The organism is Pseudomonas arsenicoxydans, from assembly GCF_006438915.1.
In the GTDB taxonomy this organism is placed as follows: Bacteria; Pseudomonadota; Gammaproteobacteria; order Pseudomonadales; family Pseudomonadaceae; genus Aquipseudomonas; species Aquipseudomonas arsenicoxydans_A.
Genome location: NZ_RCZE01000001.1, coordinates 1 through 18353, shown reverse-complemented (window position 1 = coordinate 18353; position 18353 = coordinate 1). Strand labels below are relative to the sequence as shown.

Genomic DNA, 18353 nt, shown 5'->3' with positions numbered 1-18353 from the left:
CGCTCCCACAAGTGATCGAGTTCTCACTGAAAAAATGCGGTCCACTGTGGGAGCGGGCTTGCTCGCGAAGGAGCCAGTCCAGACAACACACATCCAGAGGTTGCCAATGCACTTCGACCTGACCGACCTGCGCCTCTACCTGAACATCCTCGACAGCGGCAATATCACCGCCGGTGCAGCGCGCAGTCATCTGTCCCTGGCAGCAGCGAGCGCGAGAATCCGCGCCATGGAGGCTTCGCTTGGCATCGAATTTCTGCAGCGCGGCCGTCGCGGTGTCACGCCTACTCCGGCCGGCAAGGCCCTGGCAAAACACGCCCGGGCCCTGCTGCAGCAAGCCGAACGCATGCAACAGGACCTGGCCGAATACGCCAAAGGCGTCAAAGGTCAGGTGCGGTTGTTGTGCAACACCACCGCGATCACCGAGTACCTGCCGGAGTTGCTCGCCGACTTCCTGCGCGAGCATCCGAACCTCGACATCGACCTTCAGGAACTGCCCAGCGCACGCATCACCCACGCCTTGCGCCAAGGTGCGGCAGACCTGGGCATCGTGTCCGACGCCGTAGACACCGGTGACCTGCAGACCCGCGCTTTCCGCGACGATCCCCTGGTATTGATCCTGCCCCACGACCACCCGTTGGCCGACACCGAAGGCTTGAGTTTCAGCGATACCTTGCACCACGATTATGTGGGTCTGAACGCCAACAGCGCCTTGGCCGTGTACCTCGAAGAACAGGCGCTGCACATCGGTTCACGCCTGAAAATCCGCATCCGCGCCGACGGTTTTGAGGGTGTCATGCGCATGGTTGCACGCGGTGCGGGGCTGGCGATCGTGCCGCAGGCGGCTGTCTCGCGCTGGGCCGGCGAACTCCCGTTCCAGAGCATCGCGCTGCAAGAACCCTGGGCCCAACGCAAACTCCTGCTTTGTGCCCGGGACTTTGCCACGCTTCCCGGTTATGCCAGAGCCCTGCTGCATGCCTTGACTCTCCCCTGAGGGGCAGACTTTACCCTTGAGGTTTCATCTTCAAGGACAGAGACGATGGGCAAACGCATTCTGGTGATTCTCGGTCATCCTTCCAGCAACAGCTTCTGCGCCGCACTCGCCGAGCGTTACGCACAGTCGGCGTTGCGCGCCGGGCATGAAGTCCGCCAATTGTTTCTCGGCAGGCTGCACTTTGACCCGGTGCTGCGTGACGGCTACCAACAGGTTCAACCACTGGAAGCCGACTTGCGCCAGGCGCAGACTGACATCCTCTGGGCCGAGCATCTGACGCTGGTGTATCCAATCTGGTGGGGCGGCATTCCGGCCTTGCTCAAGGGCTTTTTTGATCGTGTGTTCCTGCCCGGTTTCGCTTTTAAGTACCGTGAGGGCAAAGCCTTTCCCGATAAATTGTTGCGCGGTCGCAGCGCGCATTTATTGGTGACCATGGACACGCCACCCTGGTACTACCGCTGGGTGTTTCGCATGCCAGGGCTGCACCAGGTCCGCAAAACCACCCTTGCCTTCTGCGGTATCGAACCCAAGCGCACACTCACGTTCGGCCCGATTCTCGGCGCCAGCGCTGATCAGCGTGAAGCCTGGTTGCTGCAAGCCCAGGCTATCGCCAGCCGCTGAGTCTGCCGATAATGCGCCGGGCTGTACCACGGTAAAAAAGGACTTTCCATGTACATCGGCGAAGCTGCGCAACGTTCCGGAACCACGATCAAGAGCATCCGCCATTACGAGTCGATCGGCTTGCTGCCTGCGGTCCAGCGCTTGGGAAAATACCGCGTCTATGACCAGCAAAGTGTCGACCTGCTGATTTTCATCAAGTGTGCCCAGCAGCTGGGTTTCAGGCTCAAGGAGTTGCAGGCGATCTTCGCCGGCTATCAGGGTCAGGCAATGCCGTGGGCACTGGCGCATCTGGCCATCGATGCCAAGAAGCGCGAGATCAGCGAGCGAATGACCGTGCTGTCACGCCAGCACGACCAATTGATCGAGTTCGAAGCCAGCCTTAAGCAATCCCGGGCCGATTGCCCATTGAAAAGTCTTTGAGGGGTTGCGCGTTTCTGGACACCTGGATGTCGAGTTCAGACAACTGACCGGTGGACCGGGGCTATAGGGTGCCACTTCAGTTCTTCAAGCCACTGCCCGGAGTCATCATGACCGCACCGATTACCGTCCTTCGCGATACTCATCCATTGCCGGTGCTTGACGCCTGCAAATGGGAAAAACTCGAAGGTGACCCGCACACCGTCAACCTCAACGCCTACACCAGCGAAGACGGCAGCAAGATCATGGGCACCTGGATCTGCACGCCGGGCAAGTGGTACGTCGAATACGTGAAGTGGGAATACTGCGATTTCCGCGAGGGCTACTGCATCATCACCCCGGAAGGCAAAGAGCCGATCCACCTGCGTGCCGGCGATATTTTCGTCATCGAGCCGGGGATGAAAGGCACGTGGGAAGTGGTTGAAACCGTGCGCAAGTATTTCGTGTTTGCCTGATGCAAAAAAACCGGGGGATCACCCGACGTGATCTCCCGGTAAATACGCTTTGAGGAGCGAAAATTCACACATGTGGCGAGGGAGCTTGCTCCCGCTGGAGTGCGCAGCGCTCCCCTGCATTCCTTCAGTCATAAAGAGTTGACGGGTTTACGGCGGCTTCGCCGCCGAGCGGGAGCAAGCTCCCTCGCCACAAAAGCGTCCCCATCACAGCCCGTAAAACCTTATTGAGGTTTGCGATAGCTGTTGATGATCGCCGAGAAGTCTTTCCCGCCTTCCCCACGCAGGCTCATCGCCTGATACAACTGCTGGGCTACCGCGCCAAGCACCACCGGTTGGTGCGCCTGACGGGCCGCTTCCGTGGCCAGCCCCAAATCCTTGAGCATCAATTCGGCACCGAAACCACCGGTATAACCGCGCGAGGCCGGCGCTGTTTCGACGATGCCCGGCCATGGGTTGTACATCTCCGAACTCCAGCAACGCCCGGTGGAACTGTTGATGATCCCGGCCAGCACAGTCGTGTCGATCCCCAGGGCATCACCCAGCGCCATCGCTTCGCTGACACCGACCATGGAAATCGCCAGCAGCAGGTTGTTGCAGATCTTGGCGATTTGCCCAGTGCCGACTTCGCCGCAATGGACGATGTTGCGGCCCATTTGCGCCAGCACTGGTTGCAGGGTGGCAAACAGCTCAGGGGTGGCGCCGACCATAAAGGTCAGCGTCCCCGCCGCGGCGCCACCGGTGCCGCCAGACACCGGCGCATCGGCCATGGTCACGCCTTGCTTGGCAGCGGCGGCGGCTACATCGCGGGCGGTCTGTGGATCAATGGTGCTGCAATCCACGGCCGGCACGCCTTGGCCGATCCCGGCGAGAACGCCGTCCTCGCCCAGCCATACGCTACGCACATGCACTGCGGCCGGGAGCATGGTGATCACCAACTCCGCACCTTGCGCCGCTTCACGGGCCGACGCGCTGATGCTGCCGCCCAGTTGCTCCAGCTCCGCCAGCACGGTTTTGTTCAGGTCGACCAGACGCAGCGCGTGGCCGGCCTTGATCAGGTTGCGCGCCATTGGGGCGCCCATGTTGCCGAGACCGATAAAAGCGATTTTCATGTCCGGCTCCTTAACGCAAGTTGATGGTGGTGTTCACACCGTCGTTGACGCTGTCGTCATCGAACCAGCGACTGGTGACGGTCTTGGTCTGAGTGTAGAACTGCACCACTTGCTTGCCATACGGGCCGAGGTCGCCCAGCTTGGAGCCGCGCGAACCGGTAAAGCTGAAGAACGGGACCGGCACCGGAATCGGGATGTTGATACCGACCTGGCCAACATCGATTTCAGTCTGGAATTTGCGTGCAGCCGCACCGCTCTGGGTGAACAGGCCTGTGCCGTTGCCGAACGGGTTGGCATTGACCAGGGCAATGGCCTCGTCGAGCGTATTCACTTCCAGCACCACCAGCACCGGGCCGAAGATTTCCTGGGTGTAGATCTGCATGTCGGTGGTCACGCCGGAGAACAAGGTCGGGCCGACAAAGTTGCCCTTCTCGTAACCCGGAACCGTGATCTCGCGACCGTCCAGTTCCAGTTTGGCGCCTTCCTTGATGCCGCTTTCGATCAGATCAAGAATGCGCTGTTTGGCTTTTTTCGAGATCACCGGGCCGACGTCGGTGCCCGGCTCGCTGCCGGCATTCACCGTCAGTTTCTGCGCCAGCGCTTTCAGGTCCGGCAACCATTGTTTGGCCGCGCCCACCAACACCACCACGGAGGTGGCCATGCAGCGTTGACCCGCCGCACCAAAACCAGCACCGACCAAGGCATTCAGCGCTTGCTCGCGATTGGCATCCGGCAGCACCACGGCGTGGTTCTTCGCGCCCATCATCGATTGCACGCGCTTGCCGTGCTTGCCGGCCAAGTCGTAGACGTGAGTACCGACGGCGGTCGAACCGACGAAGGAAACCGCCTTGATGTCTTTGTGAGTGCAGAGCGCGTCCACCACATCCTTGCCGCCATGCACGACGTTAAGCACGCCCGCCGGAACGCCGGCCTCGATAGCCAGTTCCACCAGAAGCATGGTCGACATCGGGTCCTGCTCGGACGGTTTGAGCACGAAGGTGTTACCGCAGGCGATGGCCATCGGGAACATCCACAGCGGAATCATAGCCGGGAAGTTGAACGGGGTGATGCCGGCGCATACGCCGATGGGCTGGCGCAAGGTGTAAGTGTCGACACCGCCGGCCACGTTCTCTGCGAATTCGCCCATTTGCAGGCTGCCGATGGAGCACGCGTGCTCGACCACTTCCAGGCCACGGAAAATGTCGCCTTCAGCGTCGGCGATGGTTTTGCCTTGCTCTGCACTCAGGACCACGGCGATGCGTTTGGAGTGTTCACGAATCAGCGCCTGGAGCTTGAGCATGATGCGCATCCGCGCACCGATCGGCGTCAGTTTCCAGGTCTGGAAGGCGCGATGGGCAGCGCTGATGGCCGCGTCGACTTCTTCGGTGGTCGCAAACGGCACCTTGGCCAGCACTTGCTGGGTCGCCGGGTTGACGATGTCGTGCCATTCAGTGGTCTTGGATTCGACCCACTGGCCATCGATCAACAGCTTTACCGTTTGGACAGTGGTTTCGTTTGGCGTGAGCGAAGCGTTCATGTGGGTCTCCGGATGTTTGCTTTTTATAGTTAGAGCTATCTTGGGAGCCAAGGCGAGAAAGTCGCCTTGCGATGAGGCGTGTGCCGCGAATTGGTTGTGCAGCTGTTTTTGGAGTATAGATGTGCAAACTTCTAATAAGAACGCACATAAAAGCCGGTCCATCATGCAAAAAAACATCACGTCGTTAGGCTCGTTGAACTGGGATGACCTCAAGTTTTTCCTCGAAGTCGCCCGCACCCGCAAGGCCAGCACCGCGGCCAAACGCCTGGCGGTGGACTACACCACCGTGTCGCGGCGCATCAGTTCGCTGGAAGCAGCATTGGGGACTCTGTTGTTCGAGAAATCCCGGACCAGCGGCTTTGTCCTGACCGCCGAGGGTCAGCGCTTGCTCGGTTATGCCGAGTCGATTGAAAGCACGCTGCACATGGCCTGCGAGCAGGTGTCGGGATCCGGGGTGGCGTTGTCCGGTCACGTGCGCATGGGTTGCACCGAAGGCTTCGGCAGCTTTTTCATCACGCCGCAACTGAGTCACTTCGTCGACGCCTACCCCGCCATCTCCGTCGACATCCTGCCGCTGCCGCACTTCATCAGCCTTTCCAAGCGTGAAGCCGACATCGTCATCGCCCTCGAGCGACCGGAGCACGGGCCGTACGTCTGCTGCAAACTCTGCGACTACCGCTTGCAGCTGTACGCGACCCAGGACTACCTGGACAAACACCCACCGATCCGCCGCCCGGCAGACTTGGGTAAGCATTCATTCATCAGTTATGTCGACGATTTGGCGTTCAGCTCAGAGCTGTTGTACCTGGCGAACGTATTGCCCGGTGCCAGCGCCAATTTGCGCAGCACCAGCGTGATCGCCCAGTTCGTTGCGGCGCAGCAAGGACGGTCGCTGGCGATTCTGCCGTGTTTCCTGGCGGCTCAGGACCCACGGTTGCTGCCGGTGTTGCCGCAAGAGATCAACATCACGCGGCAATTCTGGATGTACTGCCGCGAGGATCTGAGGAAGCTCAAGCGGATCACCCTGTTGTGGGATTACATCCGTTCGGTCACGGAACAGAATCAGGCGCTGTTGATGGGTGAAACGCGCGAGATGGTGTTCGCCGATTAATCCGCGCTCACCACGATCGATACCCGGCGGTTTTCGGTACGGCCCGTGGCCGTAGTGTTGGATGCCACCGGCTCGCTGCTGCCGAAACCGCGCAACTGGATGTTCTGTTCTTGCATGCCGACAGTGGCCAGCACCTTGCCGACACTTTTCGCACGGCGCAGCGACAGTTGTTGGTTGTAAGCCTCTTTGCCGGAGGCATCGGTGTGGCCATCGATCCGCACAAGCTCGATGCCAACGCCGAGCAATGATTTGCCAATGCGCTCGACGATCTCAGTACTGGCGGCGTTCAGGCTGTCGTCGTCACTGCCGAACAGGACTTTGCCGGACAAGCCAAAGGCCCAGCCTTCTTCGGTCAGTTCGAAGCCTTGCTGTTTAAGCACGGTGATCTGCGCCGGGGTCAGGCCCTTTTGCGGTGCGGTCTGGCACCCGGCCAAGGCCAGCAAGGCCATCAACAGGGTGATCGCGAAAAATCGCAGGGAACGCGGGGTCGTTGAGAACAAAAGTCAGTTCCTGATTTGAACATGGGCGACAGGATGCTCCGACCCTGCCGTGTGCTGCGCGCCACGAGAGACGCGTTTGGCTTGGTACATGGCCGCGTCGGCGGCGTGGAGCAAAGTACCCGGTGTGGCGCCATGATCCGGGTACACCGCGATGCCGATACTGAGGGAGGTCATCACGTGGACACTGCCCGGCAAATGGATGGGCGCTTCCATGCTGGCGAGGATCTTGTCAGCGATCCGCTCGGCGTCTTCGGTTTTGTGCAGCGGTGACAGCAGCACGGCAAATTCATCGCCGCCCAGACGCGCCACCAGGTCCTCTTCGCGAAGTTGTGCGCGCACGCGAGTCGCGACCGCCACCAACACCGCATCACCGGCCGCATGGCCAAAGTTATCGTTGATTTCCTTGAACCGGTCGCTGTCGAGATACAGCACCGCCACTCGCTCGTTGAGCTTGTTGGCGTTGCGCAACGCACGAATCAACCGACCTTCGAAAAACGCGCGGTTTGGCAAACCGGTGAGGCTGTCATGGCTGGCCTGGTGCGCCAGGGTTTCGTTCTCGTTTTGCAGGTGGGTCTGCCAGGATTCGAGTTCATCGAGCAAGGCATTGAAGTCGTTACCCAGATTGTCCAGTTCGGCGATGTCGGCGGGCGGCACGCGACGGTCGAACGCACGCTCGCTCCGAGCGGCGTGAGCCACGGCGGCGAGGCTTCGCAGCGGACCGGTGATCCCGCGAAGTTGACGCCGCGCCAGATAGAGCGCGACCCAGGCACTGATCGCCGTACACAGGATAATGCCCACCAGACCGCTGAGCAGAAAGCGCATCAAACTGCCGCCGTGTCCGGTGAGATGGATGCTGCCGATCTCCTGCCCCTGATGAACAATCGGCATGTCGATGGGTTTTTCCAGAAAGATCTTGGCGATCTGCAATTCGAGATCGGAGAACAAACCGTTTTCCGAACGCTGCCAGCGCGCCAGTAACCGCCCTTTAGCGTCGAGCACCTGGGCATCCGCGACCTCCTCGGTGGACGCGATCATCGCCAGCGCTTCAGTAGCGGCGGCTTTGTCGTTGAACACCACTGCAGCTTCGACGGTGTAATCGATCGAGCGCGCAATCAGGTGCAGGTTGTGATCGGCATAGACCCGCAACGCGAGGACGCCAAGCAGAGTGAGAGACACGCTGGCCATGGCCACGCCGACCAGCGCGACGATCAGATGCCCTCGACCGATGACTGAACGCAAGGTTGGGCGAGTACCGGCTTTGAACAGGCTCATGAGGCCGCCGGCTTGCGGCGGGACAACTGCAACACACTGGGATGAATGCGAACGCCACTGCGGGCGACGGAGTCGAGATTGACCTCGAAGGACACCTGCTCATCGCCGACCCGCAGGCAGAACAGGCTGCCGACGGTGCATTGATCGTCGCTTTCACTGATGCTCAGCACCGGGCGGCCCATCAACGAAGCGAATAGCCGACTGCGTTCATCACCGGTCAGTTTGCCGATGTACACCGCATCGCATTCACCGACAATCGACGGGTTGTCGGCCAGCAGGCGCCGCACAGCGACAGGCCGGCCGGTGGCCTGAGTCTTGCCTTTGAGCAGATCGTCGGTGTATTCAGTGGGGCCGACCACGCACAAACGCAGTTGCGCGGGCTCAACCGGCCAGCGGGCGTAACTGAGAATGCCGAGCACCACTTGAGTGACCGATTGGGCACGCTGGTCAGCCATGCTCGACGGCGTTTGCGACTGCGCAAAAACGGCGCCGGACAGCCAGCAGAGCAGGCCAGCGAGCAACACTTGCTTGCCACCATTGACGCGTCCTGTCGTCCAGGCAGCCACCTTCATGCAGTGATTCTCTTCGATCGTAGCGAAATAATGCCGCACGATAGCATAGCGATGAAACACCCGCGAGGCCGCGTACTACGGCGCTTTGGACGTTTTTTTGGCGCCGGAAACTCGCGCCTCAATCGCTCGGTGTAACCCCTTCTTCCAGCTCCAGCATCAACCCGCTCAAACGCTTGACCTTGCGCCGAACAGCCTCTTCAAATACACCGGCGCGAGGCTCGATCAAGGTGAACCAATGCTTGGCCCGGGTGATCCCGGTGTAGATCAGTTCCTTGGTGAGCACAGGGTTCAGGGCGTCTGGCAGAATCAGTGCCGTATGGGCGAATTCCGAACCCTGGGATTTGTGTACGGTCATGGCGTAGACGGTCTCGACATCATTGAGCCGGCTCGGCAACACAAACCGCACGCCGCCCTGGCCATCATTTCGCGGAAACGCCACGCGCAGCACCTGCTTGCCTGCGTCGGGTCCATCACGCTCCGGCAGCTTGAGGGCAATGCCGATGTCACCGTTCATCAACCCCAGACCATAGTCGTTACGGGTCATCAACACTGGTCGACCTTCGTACCACTGCTGATCGCTGTCGATCAATCGAGCCTTGAGCAACGCGGCGGTTACCCGCTGGTTCAAGCCGTCAACACCCCAGGGTCCTTTGCGCACGGCGCACAACAATTGGAAAGCGTCGAAGGCTTGCAACACCTGACGCGCCCACTCGGTCCAGCGTGGATCGTCGAGCGGGCTGTCGAGCGCTGGCCGCTGACGGCGCAGAAGACTCAAATAGTGGCGATAACCTTGCGGTCCTTCGCCATGCCCTTCGAGCAACAAACGCTCCAGGGCTCGGTCCTGCTCTCCCTTGAGCGGCAGGGAAAACACATCGTCGTGACTTCGAGCGGCCAACAGTTTGCGGGCGTGTTCGGGTTGTTGCTGATTGACCCAGCGCGCCAGTTGACCAATGCCGCTGCCCTCGCCGAACCGACGCGAGTGGCGCAGCATCACCACTTGTTGGGCCAGTGGATGAGTGCCCTGGGTGTCGGCCTGCAAACCACTGGCCTCGAGGTTTTCACCACTGACCGATTCCAGCCACTGGCGAGTCTGCGGGCTGTACCAACCCGCCTCGGCATCCCGGCACAGATCGCCCAATACAGCGCCGGCCTCCACCGAGGCCAGTTGATCCTTGTCCCCCAACAACACCAATCGCGCGTGGGCCGGCATTGCATCCAGCAGATTGGCCATCATTTCCAGGTCGATCATCGACGCTTCGTCGACCACTAACACATCCAGCGGCAAGCGATTACCGGCGTGATGGCGGAAATGTCGCGTGCCAGGTCGACTGCCCAGCAAGCGGTGAACGGTGGTGACGTCCGACGGGATCTGCCCGCGCACTGATTTGGCGACTTGCAGGGTCCGGACTTGTTGGCTGATCGACTCCGTGAGTCGGGCCGCCGCTTTGCCGGTGGGTGCGGCCAGTCGGATACGCAGTGGTTTGCCGGCTTCCACGGCAGGCGCCTGAAGCAATGCCAGCAAGCGCACGACGGTGGTGGTTTTGCCGGTGCCCGGGCCACCGGTGACGATGCTGAAGGCACTGCGGGTCGCCAGGGCACAGGCGAGTTTCTGCCAGTCGATCACTTCACCGGATTTGGCGGAACCAAACAAACCGGTCAGGCGTTGGGATAAATCATCCGGTGTCGATTCGTGTTCTGCCAAGCGCAGGCGCAGGGCATCGTCGATGCGTCGTTCGTAAGCCCAGTAGCGGCGCAGGTACAGACGCTTGCCGGATAAAACCAGGGGCCGCGATTGCGCCGTTTCACGCCCGTCTGCGGCCAGCGCCACCAGACGGCTCGAGGCCAGCACCTTGCACCAATGGGCACCGTCCAGTGCTTCAAGCAATTGCGACGGCAATAACATCGCGCCACCGTGGACATCACCTTCAGGGGGCAGCGACAGGGCGAAATCCGGTTCTTTCAGGGTCTCGAACAGGTCCAGGCACACATGGCCGTGGCCCAGTTGGTGGCTGGTCAACGCGGCCGCGAGCAGCACCAACGGATCATCGTCAGGCGCGAGTTCATGGAGGAAGGCGACGAAGGCCTTGTCCAGCGCTCGTAACCAGCCCCGTTCAACCCAGCGCGTCAGTAACAGCAGCAGGTCATCGGCACGACTCAATGGCGCGAGATCCGCCAGGCTTTCCGCCGCCAAGGCTGTCGGCAGCAAATCGGCGAAGGTGCGACTCATAACAATACTCCCTGTTCCCATGCGGGTTCGGCCTTGGGTTCTGGCTTGCCCTGGAACATTCGGTCCAGTCGCTCGATCAGTTCCTTGGGTGGACGGGCGAAGTACACGCCTTGGCTGGCAGCACGCGTACCGCGCAGAAACAGGTACAGCGCACCACCGACATGCCGGTCGTAATCGTAATCGACCAGCCGCGCCTTGAGCTGTCGGTGCAAGGCCAACAGGTACAACACGTATTGCAGGTCATAGCGGTTATCGAGAATCGACTGTTCCATGGCCTGTTCGGTGTAGGCCGCGTCATCAACGCCCAGCCAGTTGGATTTGTAATCGGCGACGTAATAACGCCCCTCATGCTCGAAGGTGAGGTCGATAAAACCCTTGAACATGCCGTTGAGCAAGACCGGTTCGGCCGCCACTCGGGCAACGCCGTTGTGGGTGTACTGGCGCACCAGTTCATCCAGTTTGAGCACATCGACTTTATGGCTGGCGAACCAGAACTCCATCTCGACCCGGTACTGGGTCAGTTGCTCGAAAATCACCGGGGCCTGCCCACCGCCGATGTGCAGCGGGGACTTGAGCAAATGTTGCAGCCAATCGCTCAGCGTGGTGATCCAGCCTTCCCACCCACGACGGTTGCAGCGCCGGGCAATCGCGTTTTCGACCGCTTGTGGATCCGCGGTAAAACCTTCGTTGCCAGCCCATTCCAGCAAACCATGAAGAAAGGTGCCGGGGTTGGGGCCTCGGGGGAATCGATGGATATCACCGCCACCGGCCGCCACTTCTCGGGGTGCCTGCGGATCGAGGCGTTCGTCGTCGAAGAGTTTTTGCGCTTGTGGACTCTCCGGGGCTTCGTCACTGCCCGCACTCATACTGTCGCCAATGCGCAAGGCGCTGTACGAGGCAATCCACCAGTTTTCACTGGCCTTGCGTTTCGGGATGCGCAGCGCAAGCAAACTCGCCTGGTTTTGCGGCGGATGGTAAAGCTGGGCGGTGGCTGGAGGCATTTCCGCGTAAGTCAGCGCCGGACAGTCCTGCTGCAAGTCTTCCAGCCAGCGCTTCAGGCCTGCCGACTCGGCCAAGGGCGATCCACCGCCCAGCAGGTAACCCAGTGCCGACAAGTGCAGCACCGAACTGTTGTTATTGCCGCGCTTGAGATCGGTCACGCCGAGCCAGCACGCATGTTGCGCGCGAGTCAGGGCCACATACAGCAAGCGCAGATCCTCGGCCAGACGTTCATCGTCGGCGAGGGCAATCAACTCGGCAGTCGGCTTCAAGCTCACCTGAGCCTTGCCGTTTTCGTCGTGGTAATGCAGCGGCAGACGACTGCCGTCCACCGGTTTCGCCGAACAGATGAAGGGCAGGAACACCAATGGATATTCAAGGCCCTTGGACTTGTGAATGGTCACGACCTTGACCAGTTGTTCGTCGCTTTCCAGGCGCAGGATCTGTTCTTCACCGGCCTGGCCGGACAACGCCAGATGCTCGGACAAGTGACGGATCAGCGCCTGCTCGCCATCGAGTTCGGCTGCGGCCTGCTGCAGCAATTCGGACAGGTGCAGCAGGTTAGTCAGTACTCGTTCGCCATCGCTGCGAGCGATCAATGTTTGTGGGAGCTGGAAGTCATGCAGCAAACGTCGCAGCATCGGCAGCACGCCCTGTTTGCGCCAGAGCTCGCGATACCCACGAAATTGCATGACGCGTGCTTCCCAGGCGAGTTCGTCCTGATTCAATCGCTCCAGTTCAGCCAGCGACAGATTCAGCGTGATGCAGGCCAACGCCGCTCGCAGTGGTCGCTCGACGTCGGGCTCGGCACAGGCCTTGAGCCAGGTCAGCACGTCGTGAGCTTCTTGTGCAGCGAACACCGAGTCCTTGTCCGACAGATAGACGCTGCGCACACCACGCGCCGACAGTTCGCCGCGCACCGCTTGAGCTTCTTTACCATCGCGGACAAGGATCGCGATATCGGCTGGCAGCAGGCCTCTGAAATCCTTTCCGTCCGCGATGAAACCCGCCCGCCCTTGTTGCCCACCATTGAGCAATGCTGTGATTTCACTGGCGCAGGCAGCGGCCAATTGCTGCCGGTACACCGCGCCCGACAGGGGTTGTTCTGCAGACAAATGCCAGATGTTCAGGGACGGGACCACTTGGCCCTCTACGTGCAGAACCTCTTTACGTCCTTGGGATTCCACGGGCAGAAACGGCACCGGGTTGACGCCATTCTTTTCCCGAAACAGAAACGCGCCGCGCCCCAGGTCACGAGACTCGGCGCGCTCAAATACATGGTTAACCGCATTGACCATGCCATGGCTGGAGCGGAAGTTGGTGCCCAGTGTATGCAGTCGACCGGTCGTGGCCTGACGGGCGCGCAGATAGGTGTAAATGTCGGCCCCACGGAATGCGTAGATCGCCTGCTTTGGGTCACCGATCAGGAACAGGCCGCACTCGGGATTGTTGTCTTCGATGCGATAGATGCTCTCGAAGATCCGGTATTGCACCGGATCGGTGTCCTGGAATTCGTCGATCAACGCGACCGGGAACTGCTCCCGAATCAAGGTCGCCAGTCGCTCGCCGCCCTCGGACTGCAAAGCGGCATCCAGGCGCAGCAGCATGTCATCGAAGCCCATCTCGGCGCGGCGACGCTTTTCTTCTTCGAACCGCGTTCCCACCCACTGGGCGGCGTGTTGCAGCACCGCGGCGTCGGGGGTTGGCAGTCCGTCGAGGCTGGCCTTGAGACCGGGCATCGCATCCAATCCAGGGTGACGGGGTACTTCGCCCTTCCAGGCTTCGGCCATGCCATCCGGCGTCAGACGTGTGAAACCGGTGCCGATGTCCAGTTGTTCAAGCGCTTCATCTTCGGCCCAGGTTTTGATTTTTTCGAACCAGGGCTCGAAGTAGCGTGCCTGCATCTTTCGACCGTCGACGCTTTTGCTCGCAACCCCCTGGTGACAGATCACCAGCAGCTCGTCCGCCCATTGGCGCCAAGGCATCTTGAGTTCGAGCAACGCGCTACGTCGTTCCTGCAAACATTCGTTGATCAGTTCGGCCGGCTCTTTTCCTTCAACACTGTCGCGCTCGCTGGCAAACAAACCACGCACGCGCGGCAACAACGCTGCCGGTCCGCCCCAATTGCTGCGGACCCAGTTCAGTGCATCGCCTTGCATCGGGTAACAAAACAACCGCCAGTAATCACGCAGGACTTCGCCCAGCAAATCGCTGTGATCGGTTTCCAGAGTCTGGGTAAACAGGCTGCCGCTGTCGAACGCATGTTCGCGCAGCATGCGCTGACACCAACTGTGGATGGTCGAGACGGCCGCCTCATCCATCCATTGCGCGGCGATGTCCAGCCGGTTTGCGCACCCGGACCACTGTTCGGGCAGGTACTGATCACGCAGTTCGGCAATGAGGCCATCCGGTGCCGGGGTCTCATCACGGAAGAACCGCGCAGCCTCCGCCAGACGTGTACGGATACGTTCACGCAGCTCTTTGGTGGCAGCATCGGTGAAGGTCACGACGAGGATTTGCGGCGGCAACAGTTCACGCCCGAAACCACTCTCGTCACTGCCGTGACCCAGGACGAGTCGCAGATAAAGCGCTGAGATGGTGAAGGTCTTGCCGGTCCCGGCGCTGGCTTCGATCAGTTGGCTGCCGCGCAGTGGGAAGGCCAGTGCCAGAGGTGTTTTGGTGGTCATGAACGAGCCCCCTCGCTGGTCAGTGAACGCCACGGGGCTTCAAGCATTGGCTTGTACAAGGCGTTGCACCAGTCAGGGAACGTTTCGTCGGTAACCAGCGCGTCGAAGTCAGCAAACTGTCGAGTGAGTGCAGGGCTTTCGCGCCGCTCTCCGTCAGTGGTCTGGCCATCGCCTTCATAGGCTTTGCGGGCAGCGGCTTCGGCTTTCAGCAGATCGGTCTGGCCCAGCCAGGCGAAGGCAGTTTTTACTGCAACCGGCAGGGGTTGACGCATGCCCGCCTGCCAGGCTTCCAGAAGTTGGCCCAGCGTTTTTAGTGCGGCGCCCTTCTCCAGCGGCTCCAGCAGCAGGCTATCGTCGCTGGCCACCAGCGCGGTGGTCATCGGGATGCCGCTGGCGCAGGCAACCAGATGGTTGACCCAGGGCCGCGTCAACCGGTGCCATTTGCGGTTTTTGATTGAGCCGATGCTGTTGGGAATGGTGGTGACCGACAGCAAGCCGCCGTCTGCACGCTGGTGTAGACCACTGAGCCAACCTTCGAGGCGCAGTCCTTCCAGCTCAAGATTTACAGGCAGAGCGCTGGTCAGCGGTGTCGGCCATAACGCCAGGAGCTGTTGATAACGCTGCAGCAGATCTGGCAGCGGCTCGATCAACTCACGCTGAAGGCATTCGCCGAATCCGGCCATGGGCAGCAGCCCACTGTTTTGCAGACGTTGGGCCTGGTCTTCCAGTGCCTGATCGGCGTGATCGATCTGTCTCAGCGCTGCTGCAAGCAAACTGTCGCTGAGGCTATAGCGTTGCAGCGCATCGAGGACAAAGGGTTCTTCATCGGCCAAGGGTACTTCAGCCGCTTCGAAGAACACCTTGAGACGCTGGCTGAAAAAGTGTCGTACGGGATTGCGCAGGAAATCCTGCAGTTGACCGAGGCTCAGCGGCTCCTCTTGTACGTAAGCTTCAAGTACTTCGCCTTCAGCCACCTGATTGCTGATTTGATGAAGTACCTGCCATTCATTGGCGTAGCTGAACAGCGCGTCACCCTCATGGAAGTAACGAGCACTGAAAGGCTGCAATGGGTGTTCCTGAGTCATGGCCTCCAGCAGGTCCTTGTCCTCATCCTGCAGTTGCCAGCCGCTGGCGAGATGGTCACGCAATTGGCCAATCAACACGGAGGCCGGGCGTTCGCTGTTATCCCGGATGCTTCGGCCCACCCAGCTGATGTAGAGCTGATCACGTGCCGACAACAGCGCTTCCAACAGGAGATAACGGTCATCTTCACGTCGGGAGCGATCGCCAGGGCGGTAGTCACTGCCCATGAGATCGAAATCCAGTGGCGGTTGCGCACGAGGGTAGTCGCCATCGTTCATGCCTAGCAAACAGACCCGTTTGAACGGGATCGCCCGCATGGGCATCAAGGTGCAGAAGTTGACGGCACCGGCCAGAAAGCGCTGGGACAGGCGACCCTGATCCAGTCCGGCCAGCCACGCTTCCCGAACTACGGTCAGCGGCAAATCGTCGTGCAAACCTACGGACTCGCAGGTGTCGAGCCAGGTTTCGCGCAACTCTTCGAGTTGGGCCAGCAAGTAGTCGTCGTGTTCATTGCTGGCCAGGAAGAACAGCTGCACCAACGCTTGCAAGCGCACGCCCCATTGCTTGGGCGGTGCAGGTTGAGTCAGTTCCTGGTGCGCGATCTCCAATGCATCCAACAGGGCTACCAAAGGTCCGATGAGCGCGGCATCCAGACCGCCAATTTCGTCGTAAGGCTCGATGCCTTCGCACGCAATGGCGCTGCCCACTGCATAACCCAGCAGCATCCGGCGCAGGCCGAATCGCCAGCTGTTTTGCTCCAGCGCTTCAGGCAATCCCAGACCCGCACGCTGCTCGGCATTCATTCCCCAACGGATGCCCGCCCCCTCGATCCACCGGTGCAGCGTTGGCAGATCACGCTCCTCGACGCCGAAGCGGGCACGTAACGCCGGAACGTCCAGTAGGTCGAGGATCTCGCTGACGGGGAAACGACTGTCGGGAAGTTTGAGCAGGTGTTCGACCGCAATCAGCAGGGGATCGCGACCACGCTGGCCCTGATCCGCAAGCGTGAAAGGAATGAAACGAGGGTCCTGGCGTTCAAGCTGACCGAATACGGCGCGAATATGCGGTGCGTAACTGTCGATGTCCGGGACCATCACAATGATGTCCCGAGGCCTTAGATCGGGATCAGCGCTGAAGCGTGCGAGCAACTGATCATGAAGGATCTCGACTTCACGCTGGGCACTGTGGGCGATGTGAAAACGGATCGACTCGTCTTGCTCAAGATCGACGGCTGGCCAGCATTCCCGTGTTTCGCTCAGTGGGCGTAATTCGAGAATGTCGTCCTGCAATTGATTGAGCATGTTCTTCGGCTGATTGTCACTGAACAGGTCGATACGTCCGTCACGAAATGCCGAGCTGTAGCTGTTGGGATCGTCATAGCTGTCGAGAAGATTGATGTAGTCCCGCCCCTGTTTGCCCCAGGCAGCCAGCAGCGGGTGAGCATGCTGGTGGAGCGTTTGCGGGTCGAGCACAACGGGCATGCCGCTCTTGCGGGCTTGGCGCTTGTATTGATGCCGTAATAGGTCTTTATCGGCGACGATGTCAGCCCAATGGTAGCGACATGGATTGTGCACACACAGCAGAACCTGACTGAAACGGGCCAGTCCGGCGAGTGCCTCAAGGGCTTGAGCTGGGAGAGAAGAAATCCCGAAAACGATCACCCGGGAGGGTAAACCGATGGGAGCGACGTCGAGGCTGTTGATGCGTTCGATAAACCGTTGATGAACACCGGCACGGCTTTGCGCCATGCCTTCCTCACCCACATCCAGCAACAGCGCTCGCCATAACTCGGCCTGCCAGCAGTTGGCCGGGGCCAGTGGCTTGGCTTCGCCTCTGCCGTTGCGCAATTGGTGACGACCTTCTGCCCAGTCTTCGAGCCAGTCGGCGCGGTACACCTGGTATTGGTCGAACAAGTCTGCGAGTCGCTCGGCCAACTGGTAGCGCTTACGCAAATCGGTGTCATGGGTCAGGAAGCGCTGCAGTGGCTCGAAGTGCGGCTGGTTGATCAGTTGCGGGAGGAGGCGCATCAGACGCCAGGTCAGGGGCGCTTTATCGAGCAAGGATTTGACCGGGATTTCATCCCGTCCAAGGACCATGCGATAAAGCTGCCACATGAAGCTACCGGGTAACTGCACGTCGATGGCGGCGGCGATACCGCAGCCGCCCATGTCATCCTCTTCCGGATCTTCAGCCAGTGCCAACTTGAGCCACTGCGCGATGCCATTGCTCTGCACCAAGGCGATTTCATTTTCCAGGGGAGCCAGCGGGTAACGCCGCATTACGCTGATCACGAGGCTGCGCAGTTCATTCAGACTGTTGCTTTGAACCACCATAAAAGCAGCGTTGAGGGACGTGGCGTCCGGCATAAAGGCTTCCTTGGGAAAATACAAACGCTAGGGCCGAACCTTAGCATTGTCGGCAGACTGTGACAGCCGGGAGCTGTCCGGTAATGCTGTACGAACTTTCCTGCGGACAAAACAAAACCCCTACCTGCATACGCAGATAGGGGTTTCGGAATTTAATCTTGACGATGACCTACTCTCACATGGGGAAACCCCACACTACCATCGGCGATGCATCGTTTCACTGCTGAGTTCGGGATGGGATCAGGTGGTTCCAATGCTCTATGGTCGTCAAGAAATTCGGTAGCCAGGTCGTTTTCTCTTGCGAGATCACGCTCCAGCGAATGGGTATGTAATAGATTTGTGTGTTTGATTCGAACTTTCGACAATGTATCGTCTTCACACACCGCAATCTGGTGCTCGTTCGCTT

At 60.1% G+C, this 18353-nt stretch carries 13 protein-coding genes and 1 rRNA gene; 5 read left to right on the top strand and 9 right to left on the bottom strand.

Annotated elements, in window-relative coordinates; translation table 11 throughout:
- The first annotated feature begins 106 nt into the window (after positions 1 to 106).
- The 4 genes from EAH78_RS00070 (at position 107) to EAH78_RS00055 (ending at position 2484) form a co-directional block, all read left to right on the top strand.
- Complete coding sequence (locus EAH78_RS00070; RefSeq protein ID WP_140663839.1) at positions 107 to 991, top strand: LysR substrate-binding domain-containing protein; 885 nt, start codon at positions 107 to 109, stop codon at positions 989 to 991.
- A gap of 45 nt (positions 992 to 1036) precedes the next feature.
- Positions 1037 to 1612 (top strand): NAD(P)H-dependent oxidoreductase, encoded by a 576-nt coding sequence (locus tag EAH78_RS00065; RefSeq protein WP_140663836.1) that lies wholly within the window; start codon positions 1037 to 1039, stop codon positions 1610 to 1612.
- 48 nt (positions 1613 to 1660) lie between these two features.
- Positions 1661 to 2032, top strand: a complete 372-nt coding sequence (locus EAH78_RS00060; RefSeq protein ID WP_140663833.1) for a MerR family transcriptional regulator — start codon at positions 1661 to 1663, stop codon at positions 2030 to 2032.
- 107 nt (positions 2033 to 2139) lie between these two features.
- Entirely contained in the window at positions 2140 to 2484 is a 345-nt protein-coding gene (locus tag EAH78_RS00055) for a cupin domain-containing protein (protein ID WP_007946320.1), read from the top strand.
- A 221-nt stretch (positions 2485 to 2705) separates the two neighbouring features.
- Here the strand turns inward: EAH78_RS00055 and mmsB are convergent, their stop codons facing one another.
- On the bottom strand, positions 2706 to 3593 hold the full coding sequence (mmsB, locus tag EAH78_RS00050) for a 3-hydroxyisobutyrate dehydrogenase (RefSeq protein ID WP_140663829.1): 888 nt from the start codon (positions 3591 to 3593) through the stop codon (positions 2706 to 2708).
- 10 nt (positions 3594 to 3603) lie between these two features.
- Positions 3604 to 5130: a CoA-acylating methylmalonate-semialdehyde dehydrogenase gene (locus EAH78_RS00045; protein ID WP_140663826.1), complete on the bottom strand. Its 1527-nt coding sequence runs from the start codon at positions 5128 to 5130 to the stop codon at positions 3604 to 3606.
- A 163-nt stretch (positions 5131 to 5293) separates the two neighbouring features.
- Between EAH78_RS00045 and EAH78_RS00040 the strand changes: the two genes are divergently transcribed.
- Positions 5294 to 6241: a LysR family transcriptional regulator gene (locus tag EAH78_RS00040; protein ID WP_140663823.1), complete on the top strand. Its 948-nt coding sequence runs from the start codon at positions 5294 to 5296 to the stop codon at positions 6239 to 6241.
- Here the strand turns inward: EAH78_RS00040 and EAH78_RS00035 are convergent.
- The 7 genes from EAH78_RS00035 to rrf all read right to left on the bottom strand — a co-directional run bounded on the left by EAH78_RS00035 (position 6238) and on the right by rrf (position 18219).
- The gene (locus tag EAH78_RS00035) at positions 6238 to 6690 is read right to left on the bottom strand and encodes an OmpA family protein (RefSeq protein WP_193560063.1); all 453 of its coding nucleotides are present in this window, start codon (positions 6688 to 6690) and stop codon (positions 6238 to 6240) included. The two genes, EAH78_RS00040 and EAH78_RS00035, sit on opposite strands and share 4 nt — an antisense overlap.
- 54 nt (positions 6691 to 6744) lie before the next feature.
- Positions 6745 to 8013, bottom strand: a complete 1269-nt coding sequence (locus EAH78_RS00030) for a diguanylate cyclase domain-containing protein (protein WP_140663817.1) — start codon at positions 8011 to 8013, stop codon at positions 6745 to 6747.
- Positions 8010 to 8585, bottom strand: a complete 576-nt coding sequence (locus EAH78_RS00025) for a YfiR family protein (RefSeq protein ID WP_140663814.1) — start codon at positions 8583 to 8585, stop codon at positions 8010 to 8012. Before EAH78_RS00025 ends, EAH78_RS00030 begins: the two co-directional genes overlap by 4 nt.
- A 118-nt stretch (positions 8586 to 8703) precedes the next feature.
- Positions 8704 to 10812: an exodeoxyribonuclease V subunit alpha gene (gene recD, locus EAH78_RS00020; RefSeq protein ID WP_140663811.1), complete on the bottom strand. Its 2109-nt coding sequence runs from the start codon at positions 10810 to 10812 to the stop codon at positions 8704 to 8706.
- Positions 10809 to 14498, bottom strand: a complete 3690-nt coding sequence (gene recB / locus EAH78_RS00015) for an exodeoxyribonuclease V subunit beta (protein WP_140663808.1) — start codon at positions 14496 to 14498, stop codon at positions 10809 to 10811. Before recB ends, recD begins: the two co-directional genes overlap by 4 nt.
- Positions 14495 to 17947 carry an exodeoxyribonuclease V subunit gamma gene (recC, locus tag EAH78_RS00010; protein ID WP_140663805.1) on the bottom strand — a complete coding sequence of 1151 codons (3453 nt, stop codon included), beginning with the start codon at positions 17945 to 17947 and terminating at the stop codon, positions 14495 to 14497. The genes recB and recC overlap by 4 nt, the downstream gene beginning before the upstream one ends.
- A 156-nt stretch (positions 17948 to 18103) precedes the next feature.
- A 5S ribosomal RNA gene (gene rrf / locus EAH78_RS00005) occupies positions 18104 to 18219 on the bottom strand.
- Positions 18220 to 18353 lie beyond the last annotated feature (134 nt).